10 protein-coding genes are annotated in these 9,648 nt (G+C 63.3%); 7 read left to right on the top strand and 3 right to left on the bottom strand.

Annotated features, from left to right (window positions below):
- Positions 1 to 177: FAD-dependent oxidoreductase (locus EOA86_RS09950; protein WP_164891657.1), on the bottom strand; the 177-nt coding region annotated here is incomplete at its 3' end.
- Positions 178 to 187: 10 nt separating this feature from the next.
- On the bottom strand, positions 188 to 1,576 hold the full coding sequence (locus EOA86_RS09945; RefSeq protein ID WP_128341442.1) for a PLP-dependent aminotransferase family protein: 1,389 nt from the start codon (positions 1,574 to 1,576) through the stop codon (positions 188 to 190).
- Between the two features lie 312 nt (positions 1,577 to 1,888).
- Here EOA86_RS09945 and EOA86_RS09940 point away from each other — a divergent pair, with 312 nt between their 5' ends.
- The 4 genes from EOA86_RS09940 to EOA86_RS09925 are packed head-to-tail and all read left to right on the top strand — an operon-like array spanning position 1,889 to position 6,220.
- A complete protein-coding gene (locus tag EOA86_RS09940; RefSeq protein ID WP_127209291.1) occupies positions 1,889 to 3,052 on the top strand; it encodes an ABC transporter ATP-binding protein in 1,164 nt (387 codons plus the stop codon).
- 5 nt (positions 3,053 to 3,057) lie between these two features.
- Positions 3,058 to 4,107 carry an ABC transporter substrate-binding protein gene (locus EOA86_RS09935; RefSeq protein WP_127209292.1) on the top strand — a complete coding sequence of 350 codons (1,050 nt, stop codon included), beginning with the start codon at positions 3,058 to 3,060 and terminating at the stop codon, positions 4,105 to 4,107.
- 5 nt (positions 4,108 to 4,112) lie between these two features.
- A complete protein-coding gene (locus EOA86_RS09930) occupies positions 4,113 to 5,393 on the top strand; it encodes an ABC transporter permease (protein WP_095520208.1) in 1,281 nt (426 codons plus the stop codon).
- A gap of 2 nt (positions 5,394 to 5,395) precedes the next feature.
- A complete protein-coding gene (locus EOA86_RS09925; protein ID WP_127209293.1) occupies positions 5,396 to 6,220 on the top strand; it encodes an ABC transporter permease in 825 nt (274 codons plus the stop codon).
- Between the two features lie 44 nt (positions 6,221 to 6,264).
- On the opposite strand, the gene EOA86_RS09920 is transcribed toward EOA86_RS09925, so the two are convergent.
- Positions 6,265 to 6,603 (bottom strand): helix-turn-helix domain-containing protein, encoded by a 339-nt coding sequence (locus EOA86_RS09920; protein ID WP_127209294.1) that lies wholly within the window; start codon positions 6,601 to 6,603, stop codon positions 6,265 to 6,267.
- A gap of 15 nt (positions 6,604 to 6,618) precedes the next feature.
- Here EOA86_RS09920 and EOA86_RS09915 point away from each other — a divergent pair, with 15 nt between their 5' ends.
- The 3 genes from EOA86_RS09915 to EOA86_RS09905 all read left to right on the top strand — a co-directional run.
- The gene (locus EOA86_RS09915; protein ID WP_245485672.1) at positions 6,619 to 7,662 is read left to right on the top strand and encodes an NAD(P)-dependent oxidoreductase; all 1,044 of its coding nucleotides are present in this window, start codon (positions 6,619 to 6,621) and stop codon (positions 7,660 to 7,662) included.
- A complete protein-coding gene (locus EOA86_RS09910; RefSeq protein ID WP_348633338.1) occupies positions 7,589 to 8,068 on the top strand; it encodes a GFA family protein in 480 nt (159 codons plus the stop codon). Before EOA86_RS09915 ends, EOA86_RS09910 begins: the two co-directional genes overlap by 74 nt.
- Before the next feature lie 343 nt (positions 8,069 to 8,411).
- Positions 8,412 to 9,648: FtsH/Yme1/Tma family ATP-dependent metallopeptidase (locus EOA86_RS09905; RefSeq protein ID WP_164891656.1), on the top strand; the 1,237-nt coding region annotated here is incomplete at its 3' end.

The raw sequence follows: 9,648 nt of genomic DNA, 5'->3' as shown, positions 1-9,648 counted from the left end.
CGGCATGCAGGCATATTCGGCGAGCGTTCCGGCGTTGCCGAACGAGGCGCCGGAGCCAGGCTCGTTGGGGTCGATGAGCAGCACCTCGCGCCCCTCGGCCGCAAGCCGGAGTGCCGTTGCCAAACCGACAATGCCGGCGCCGACGATGGCGACTTCCACGGTTTCCGGTGCTGCCACGACCGAGCCCCTAGACAAAGCCAGGCAGTTGCAGATGTCCGGCCGCGAGCAGTTCGGCCATGGTGTTCAGGGCCGTGCGCAGATCGTCGAGCGAGCGCGCGGCGCCGACGTTGATGCGTACCCCGTGCTGCACCGGCTCGCGCCCAACCGCGAAGGCATCGCCGGGAAGAACGGCAACGCCACGTTCCAGGCAGGTGCGAGCGAAACCCGCGCCCCGCCACGGCTCCGGGAGGCGCAGCCAGGCATGGGTCGAGGCGGCGTGGCTCTGGACATCGTACCGGCCGAGGATTTCGGTAACGATGGCCTGGCGCTGGCGAAGCTCCTGCTTCTGGGCTTCGATAATACGCGCAGCCGCGCCCTCTTCTATCAGTCGCGCGCCGATCAGCGCGGTCAGAGGGCTGATGCTCCAGCAGTTGATGCGCAAAGCCGCGGCGACCTGGCCGGCTATGGCGCGTGGCGCGATCACAAAACCGAGGCGCAGTCCTGGGGCAACGCACTTCGACAAGGCACCGATGTGAACCGTCAATTCGGGCTCGAGGCTGGCAAGCGACGGCGGCGGATTGTCCGCCAGCGGGCGGTAGACGTCATCCTCGATGATGAGGACGTTATGGCGACGGGCCACAGCCACCAACTCGTGCCGGCGTTCCTCGGGTAGCGTGATGGTGGTCGGGTTGTGCAGGGTCGGCACCAGGAAGACCGCGCGCGGGCGGAGCTGCGCGCAGGCCGCGTCGAACGCGTCGGCCCGCATGCCGCCACGATCCATGGCGACGCCTCTGAGCTCTAACCCATGCACCCGGCACAATGCATTGATGCCCTGATAGGTCACTTCGTCGGCGAGCACGACGTCGCCCTGCCTGGTCACCGCGCCAAGCACACAGTCCAGCCCATGCTGGGCGCCCGCCGCCAGCACCACCCGGCCGGGATCGCCGTCGCCTGCCGCCGGCCGCATCCACTCGGCGATTGCCTCTCTCGCCCACAGCGGCCCCTCAGGCGGGTGATAGTCCTGAAGCGTGACGTAGTGCCGGTCCTTGGACAGGCGCGGCAACAGCAGCGCCAGCGCGTCGAGATAGGCCGAGGTCGCTGGTCTGTTGACGGAAAGATCGATGACACCGGTGTCTTCGCTCGGCGCCGACACGAAACCTGGTCCTTCGCCGCCGTTGCGGGCGGCGACCGTGGTGCCGCGCCCGGGCCGCGCTTCGAGCAGCCCGCGCTGCTGCAGCGTCGACAGCGCGCGCGTCACCGTGGTGACGTTGATGCCAAGTGCGCGGGCAATCTCGCGCTGCGGCGGCAGCCGGTCTCCAACGGCAAGCGTGCCGGCTGTAATCCGTTCGGCAATAGCGTCCGCAAGGCGCCGGTAGACCGGGCCTTCATCCGAGGCGAGTTGCAGGTCCTGAAGCATGCGGCTAGGCGGTTTCGGTGTGTTGACTCTCTGGCTAATGGCGCATCTAGCATAAGACAATGCTCCGGACAATAGCACTTGTCCGGTACACGTTTTCAAAATTCGCCTGAAAAAATCTCACACAATCCGGAAGAAAGCCGCTTGACGGGCGAACTTGTCTGCATCTATGGTTCTTTAGCGATTGATTGTGTGAGCATACAAGTTTGTTTGCCGCCCTTGCGCGGCCAGCGTCATGCGAGACCGACCCATGGACGGCAAGCACCACCTCGTTTCGACAAGCGGCCATTGCCGCCGCTCTACGGATTTCCGTCCGTGATCGCCGAAGCAACAGTCTTGCCAGCCGACAGCGCCGCTGCGGCACCGGACGCCGGCCGGCAGGGATTTGTCGAATTCGTCGATGTCGAGAAATCCTATGACGGCCGGACTTTCGCGGTGACACGGCTGAACCTCAGCGTGGCGCGCGGCGAGTTCCTTACCCTTCTCGGCCCCTCCGGTTCGGGCAAGACGACGACGCTCAACATGCTCGCCGGCTTCGAACGGCCGACCGGCGGCGTCATTACGCTTGAAGGCCGGTCGGTCGACAGGCTGCCGCCCTACGAACGCAACATCGGCATGGTGTTCCAGAACTACGCGCTGTTTCCGCACATGAGCGTCGAGGAGAACGTCGCCTTCCCGCTCTCGGTCCGCAAGATCACCAAGGCGGACATTGCATCCCGCGTCGGCCGCGCGCTCGACATGGTGCGGCTGCGGCAGTTCGGCGACCGGCGGCCGGCACAGCTTTCCGGCGGCCAGCAGCAGCGTGTCGCGCTTGCCCGCGCGCTGGTGTTCGAGCCAAGCCTGGTGCTGATGGACGAGCCACTCGGCGCGCTCGACAAGAAGCTGCGCGAGCATATGCAGCTCGAGATCAAGCAGCTCCACACGATGCTAGGCGTCACCATCGTCTACGTGACGCACGACCAAAGCGAGGCGCTGACCATGTCGGACCGCGTTGCCGTGTTCAACAATGGCGGAATTGCCCAGCTCGGCTCGCCGGATGATCTCTACAACACGCCGCAGAGCTCCTTTGTCGCGAGCTTCATCGGCGAGAACAACACGCTGGAAGGCAAGGTCGAGCGCGTCTCCGGCAAGGAGTGCCGCGTCGCGCTGGACGGCGGCGGTTCGGTCGCCGCGCTGGCCATCGGAGTCACGGAGGGTGCGCCCTGCCATGTCGCCATCCGCCCGGAGCGGCTGAAGCTTGCGCCCGCTTCGAACGGAGCAAATGCGCTAGCCGCCACCGTCGATGGCCGCATCTATCTCGGCGACCACCAGCGTCTTCTGGCCAGGCTGGAAAACGGACAGGTGCTGACCGTCAAGGTTGGCCCCGAAGCGACCATGGGCAACGGGGAACCGGTCATGGTTTCCTGCGCGCCCAACGACTGCCGTGCCTTTCCGGCCGATGCCGGGACGGGCGGTTCCATCTCGAAAACAGGGGAATAAGAACAATGAAAATCACAAAGGCCCGGCTGTTCGCCTTCGCGGCAGCCACAGCATTCATCACCATGGGACATGCCGCCTTTGCCGACGAACTTTCGATCATGGCCAGCGGCGGCGCCTGGCAGGATGCCCAGCGCAAGGCATGGTTCGAGCCGTTCAGTAAGGAGACCGGGATCAAGATCGTCGAGCAGGAATATCTTGGCGATCTCGGCAAGGTCAAAGCGATGGTCGACACCGGCAACGTGCCGATCGATCTGGTGACGGTCGAGACCGCGACCGTGCTGCAGGGTTGCGACGCCGGCATTCTCGAGCGGCTCGACTATTCCAAGATCGCCCCCCGTGAAAAGTTCATCGAAGGTTCCGCACTCGACTGCGGCGTCGGTCTCGACGCCTATGGCGATGTGCTTGCCTATGACCCCAACGTGCTGAAGGAGGCGCCAACCTCGGTCCTCGACGTCTTCGACACGACAAAGTTTCCGGGCAAGCGCGCGATGCGCAAGTTTCCGGCACAGAACCTCGAATGGGCGCTGATGGCCGACGGTGTCGCGCCGGCCGATGTTTACGAGGTGCTGGCAACCCCCGAAGGCGTCGACCGTGCGTTCAAGAAGCTAGACACCATCAAGCAGGACATCGTCTGGTGGGATGCCGGCGCGCAGCCGCCACAGCTCCTCGCATCCAAGGAAGTGGTGATGACAACCGCCTGGAACGGCCGTATCCAGAACGCCATCGACAAGGACGGGGCGCCGTTCAAGATTGTCTGGAACAACCAGATCCTCGAATACGACATGATCGCCATTCCGAAGGGCGCCAAGAACCCGGAGCTGGCCTACAAATATCTTGCCTATATCAGCCAGCCGGAAATCAACGCCAAGCTCGCCAGCTACATCACCTACGGGCCGGTGCACATCGATTCGGCCTCCTTCGTCGCGCCGGACGCCCTGCCGAAATTGCCGAACGCACCTGACCACATGACCGCTTATCTGGTCGCCGACACCGAATTCTGGGGTGACTATGGCGAGGATCTGGTCAAGCGCTTCAATGCCTGGCTCGCGCAGTAGGGAAAATGTCGGCGCTTGAGCCCACGAAACTGGACCGGCCGCGGGCAAGCCGCGACTGGTCGGCCGCCGATTCCGGCACAGCAAAGTCGGTCGCGGCGGCGCTTCGGCGCGCCGATCTCGGCGACCGGCTGCGATCGCTGGCGCTGGCGGCGCCTTTGCTCGTGCTGCTGGCGTTGAGCTTCGGCATCCCGATTGTCCTGCTTCTGTCGCGCGCCGTCTATGATCCGACGATTGCCGACGCCTTGCCACAGACCAGCCAGGCATTGCGCGGCTGGAACGGCACCGGACTGCCCGACGACGCTGCCTTCCTGGCTCTTGCCGCCGACCTCCGGAGCAATCAGGCCAAGGGCACCGCCTATGAACTCGCCAAGAGCCTCAACGCGCGCCTGCCGGGTGCACGCAGCCAGGTGCTCAAGACGGTGCGCCAACTGGAAGCCGCCGACAGGCCGCCGCTGGAGGTGATGAAAGCCGTGCCGTTCTGGTCGGCGCCGGGCACATGGCCGGTCATCGAGAGCGGCACCCATAGCGTGACGTCGTTCTACCTGCTGAGCGCGCTTGATCTGCGCTGGAACGGCGATGGCGGCATCGAAAGGGTGTCACCCGAACAGGCGATCTTCGTGCAGGTGTTCATGCGCACATTTTTCGTCGCCGCAGCGGTGACGCTGGCCACGCTGATACTGGGCTTCCCCCTCGCCTACCTCATCGCCTCCGTACCCAAGGGCCTCGCCGCCATCCTCATCGTCGCGGTGCTGTTGCCGTTCTGGACGTCGATCCTGGTGCGAACCGCGGCCTGGACGGTGCTCCTGCAGAAATTCGGCCTGGTCAACGACCTGCTGCTGTGGCTCGGCGTCGCCGACGACCGGCTCGACCTGATGTACAGCCGCATCGGACTGATCATCGCCATGACCCACATCCAGCTGCCGTTCACGCTGCTGCCGATCTACAGCGTCATGCGCACCATCCAGCCTTCGCAGATGAAGGCTGCCTATTCCCTCGGCGCAAAACCTTATACTGCGTTTCGCCGCGTCTATCTTCCACAGGTCTTTCCGGGCGTGATGGCGGGCTGCCTGCTCACCTTCATCCTCTGCCTCGGCTATTACATCACGCCGGCGCTGATTGGCGGCGCTAGCGACCAGCTGATCAGCAATTTCATCGCCAGCTACGTTAATGTCGAACTGAACTGGGAGATGGCGGCGGCGCTCAGCTTCATCCTGCTCGTCTTCACCCTGGCGCTGTTCGGCATCTTCGCCCGCATCCTCGGCCTCGACCGCCTCAAGCTGGTGTAGCCATGTTGCTGTCTTCTTATCCAACGACAGGCGAAAGAATCCGCATCACCCTGCTCTGGCTGTGGTGCGGCATGGTGATCCTGTTCCTCCTCGTGCCTATCCTGGTTCCCGTTCCCCTGTCGTTCAACAGCGGCGCCTTCTTCATCTTCCCGCTGGAGGGAATTTCGACACGCTGGTACGAGGTCGTGCTTGGAACCCAGCGCTGGCAATCTGCGATCGGCAACAGCCTGATCGTTGCCTTCGGCACGACGCTGATCGCAACGACGCTGGGCACGTTGACGGCAATCGCGCTTTCCGACGAAAAGTTCCCCGGTCGCCGCATTGTCATGCCGCTTTTGTTGTCGCCGCTGATCGTGCCGGTGGTGATCACCGCCGTCGGCTCGTATCTGTTCTACGCACGTGTCGGACTTGCCAGCACCTATGCCGGCATCATCCTGGCGCATACCGCGCTCGCCAGTCCGTTCGTCGTCGTCACGGTGGGAGCGAGCCTCACCGGCTTCGACCGCAATCTGATGCGCGCCGCCGCCATCTCCGGAGCAAAGCCCATCACATCGTTTTTCAGGGTCATGCTGCCGCTGATCCTGCCCGGCGTGCTGTCAGGGGCCGCTTTCGCCTTCGTCACCTCGTTCGACGAGGTCGTCGTGGTGCAGTTCCTGGCCAGCGCCAATCAGCGCACTATGCCGCTCGAAATGTTCATCGGGCTGCGCGAGAAGCTGAGCCCGGCAATCACCGCCGCCGCGACGCTGATGATGGTGTTGTCGATTGTGCTGCTCGTCGTCGCCAATCTTCTGGCCCGTCGTGGCAAGCAGCGACCGCGCATCGACTAGGAATCGTGCGGCGGTCGGCCAAAGCCTCCATAGGCCTGCCCGTGTCAGGCCGCCTTACGCTGCGATTTCCATGTCTCGTGGTGCTTGCCCCACGCCGACATGACTGTCACCGCATCGTTCAGGCTAAAGCCGAGCGGCGTGATCGAGTATTCCACGCGAGGCGGCACCTCGTCATAGACGCGCCGGCTGATCAGCCCGTCGGCTTCCATCTGCCGCAATTGTTGCGTGAGCACCTTTTCGCTGACGCCAGGCAGCAAGCGGCGCAGTTCGGCAAAGCGGTATGGCCGCAGGTGCAATTCCCATAGCAGCGAGGTTTTCCACTTTCCGCCGATGGCCTGCAGCGCGGCAGCAAAACCGCAGCTGTCTGGTTCCTTGCGCCTCATTTGGCAGCTCCTGTCATGATGGCGATAGCTTACCTCAAGGTGCGTACTTCTCAACGCAGCAAGAATTTATATCTTCCGATCGAGCGCGCCAAACATAAAACGGACCCTCGTCGACAGGGCCATCAGTCTATCGGAGAAGTTACTATGGCATCGAATGTCTGCGTGCTCGGCGCGGGCCGAATGGGCTCGTCCATTGCTCGAACGCTGCTCGACTGCGGCTATCCAACATGGGTCTGGAATCGGACCGCGGCAAAAAGCGATCCATTGGCGGCCCTTGGCGCGAAGGTCGCCCCTTCAGTAGAGGCCGGAATCCATGCGGCCGACGTCGTGATCATCAATGTTCTCGACTATGCCGCCAGCGAAGCTTTGTTGAAGCGGGATGGCACCGCTTCGGCATTGCCCGGCAAAGCCGTCGTGCAACTCACCTCCGGCTCACCGCGTCTGGCGCGGGAAGAAGCCCGCTGGGTGGAAGCGCATGGTGCCGGCTATCTGGACGGAGCGATCATGGCCACTCCGGACTTTATCGGCAAATCAGAGACCGCACTGCTTTATTCGGGTTCCCGTGACGTTTACGAGAAGCACAAGCCCCTGCTCTTCGCACTCGGCGGCGGCACGAGCTATGTCGGGGAGCTGCCAGGTCAAGCCTCGGCGCTTGATACCGCTCTGCTCACTCAGATGTGGGGCGGGCTCTTCGGAGCGCTCCAGGGCATGGCCGTCGCCGAGGCTGAAGGTCTCGACCTGGCGACGTTCAGGAGCCATCTTTCCGGATTCAAGCCGGTTGTCGATGCCGCTCTGTTCGACCTGGTGGATAGAACGAATGCACGCCGTTTTGCCGGCGACGACGCGACCCTGGCGTCATTGGGTGCCCACTACGGCGCCTTTCAGCACCTGCTTGAGGCATGCGAGGAGCGAGGCCTCGACGCGGCTATGCCGCGCGCCATGGATATGATCTTTCGGCGGGCGCTCTCGCTCGGGAGCATGGAAGATGATTTTGCATCCCTCGCGCCCCTGTTTCGAAATGGCTCGCCGCGCCAGAGCGGGGCGCCCGCGAATGCATAGCGGCAAGATGAAACGAACCGCGACCTGCTCATGCCAGGCTGTGGAACTTGTCCTCGCCGGAGAGCCGCGACGCGTCTATGCGTGCAGTTGCATGGAGTGCCAGCGCTGCACCGGAACGGCGTTCTCATACCGGGCCATTTACGCCGACTCCACCGTCGTCGGCCACAAAGGCGAGACCAGATCCTGGCGCAGAACCGGCTCGTCGGGACAATGGCTGGAGCAGACATTCTGCACGACGTGCGGCTCGGTCGTCTTCATGCGGGCAGAAGGGCTGAAGAATGCGCTGTCGGTATCGGTCGGCTGTCTGGAGGACCCGGAATTCCCGCCCCCGACAATGCTCCATTGGCCTCACAGAAAGCATAAATGGCTTTGTTTGGAGGGCCTGCCAGAAGCAGCCGCCTCTTGAGGGCGGATCACCAAGCGCGATGCCTGGCTTGCAGCAGGCTCGGCATCGTGAGCCCGGCAACGTGTCTCCTTCGGCGATCGATTTCCGTTCCAGAAGGTCCCGATTGGGCGCGTAGCTGTCGCGGGCGACTGCGAATCCCAAGGCTCCCTCGCAGTACTCCTTGCAACACTTTGCGCTCCCCGACGTTCTCCCAAGGCACGCTCCGAAGCCGATTGTCGCGGCTCCAAGGGCAAATCCAATTGCTGGAGCGAGGGAGCCATCCCGGCTTCGCCGGCTGGCCACGGCACCCAGCGTGCCGTGGCGGTTCGGCAACCTGCATTGATGTGACGCTGGAGGAGATGCCATGGACATGAGCAGCAGGAAGACGCAGTTCAATATCTGGTACTGGATCGCCGCCTTCGCGGTGCTGATGATCTTCCAATATGTCTACACCGCCACGCAGCACGTCGCGCAGATTCCCTATAGCCAGTTTGAGACCCTGCTACGCGACGGCAAGATCGCCGACGTGCAGGTTTCCGATCGCTTCATCCAAGGCCGCTTCAAGGAGCCGCAGGACGGGAAACCGCTATTCATTACCACGCGCGTCGAGCCGAATCTGGCACGGCAGCTGCAGGAACACGGCGTCACCGTCACTGGCCAGATCGAAAGCACCTTCCTGAGCGACCTGCTCTCCTGGGTCGTCCCGATCCTCGTCTTCTTTGGCTTGTGGATGTTGCTGATGAGACGCATGGGCGGTGGCATGGGCGGTTTGATGCAAATCGGCAGGAGCAAGGCCAGGGTCTATGTCGAGGCCAATACCGGCGTGAGGTTCGACGACGTGGCAGGTGTCGATGAGGCCAAGGCCGAGCTGCAGGAGATCGTGGATTTTTTGAAAAACCCGCAGGAATACGGCCGGCTTGGAGGGCGCATGCCCAAGGGCGTGCTGCTGGTCGGGCCACCCGGCACCGGAAAGACGCTGCTCGCCAAGGCCGTTGCAGGCGAGGCAAATGTTCCATTCTTCTCGATCTCTGGCTCTGAATTCGTCGAGATGTTCGTGGGCGTCGGCGCCGCTCGTGTGCGCGACCTGTTCGAGCAGGCACGCGCCAAAGCCCCGGCGATCATCTTCATCGACGAACTCGATGCGCTGGGCCGCGCCCGCGGTGCGGGCCCGATGATGGGCGGCCACGACGAGAAGGAGCAGACACTCAACCAACTCCTGGTCGAGCTCGACGGTTTCGATCCGAAAATCGGCGTCGTGCTGCTCGCTGCGACGAATCGCCCGGAAATCCTTGACCCGGCACTTCTTCGCGCCGGCCGTTTCGATCGGCAGGTGCTGGTCGATCGGCCGGACAAGCAAGGTCGCGTCCAGACACTTCAAGTCCACATGAAAAAGGCCAAGCTGGCGGCGGATGTCGACGCGGAGAAAGTTGCCGCGCTGACGCCGGGTTTTACCGGCGCCGACCTCGCCAATCTCGTCAACGAGGCCACCCTGCTTGCCACGCGCCGGAGGGCGGACGTCGTCACGATGGAAGATTTCAACAATGCGGTCGAGCGCATTGTGGCGGGGCTCGAGAAGCGCAACCGGTTGTTGAACCCTAGGG

This window comes from Mesorhizobium sp. M5C.F.Ca.IN.020.32.2.1 (assembly GCF_004023105.1).
Classification (GTDB): domain Bacteria; phylum Pseudomonadota; class Alphaproteobacteria; order Rhizobiales; family Rhizobiaceae; genus Mesorhizobium; species Mesorhizobium wenxiniae.
The sequence above is the reverse complement of the archived record's forward strand: the minus strand, read 5'-3'. Positions and strand labels throughout refer to the sequence as shown.

Excerpts from the sequence above, each read along its gene's own strand:
- EOA86_RS09910 (WP_348633338.1), top strand. The coding sequence starts at position 7,589 with ATGATTTTGCATCCCTCGCGCCCCTGTTTCGAAATGGCTCGCCGCGCC.
- EOA86_RS09935 (WP_127209292.1), top strand. The coding sequence starts at position 3,058 with ATGAAAATCACAAAGGCCCGGCTGTTCGCCTTCGCGGCAGCCACAGCA.
- EOA86_RS09925 (WP_127209293.1), top strand. The coding sequence starts at position 5,396 with ATGTTGCTGTCTTCTTATCCAACGACAGGCGAAAGAATCCGCATCACC.
- EOA86_RS09930 (WP_095520208.1), top strand. The coding sequence starts at position 4,113 with ATGTCGGCGCTTGAGCCCACGAAACTGGACCGGCCGCGGGCAAGCCGC.
- EOA86_RS09920 (WP_127209294.1), bottom strand. The coding sequence starts at position 6,603 with ATGAGGCGCAAGGAACCAGACAGCTGCGGTTTTGCTGCCGCGCTGCAG.
- EOA86_RS09945 (WP_128341442.1), bottom strand. The coding sequence starts at position 1,576 with ATGCTTCAGGACCTGCAACTCGCCTCGGATGAAGGCCCGGTCTACCGG.
- EOA86_RS09915 (WP_245485672.1), top strand. The coding sequence starts at position 6,619 with ATGATGGCGATAGCTTACCTCAAGGTGCGTACTTCTCAACGCAGCAAG.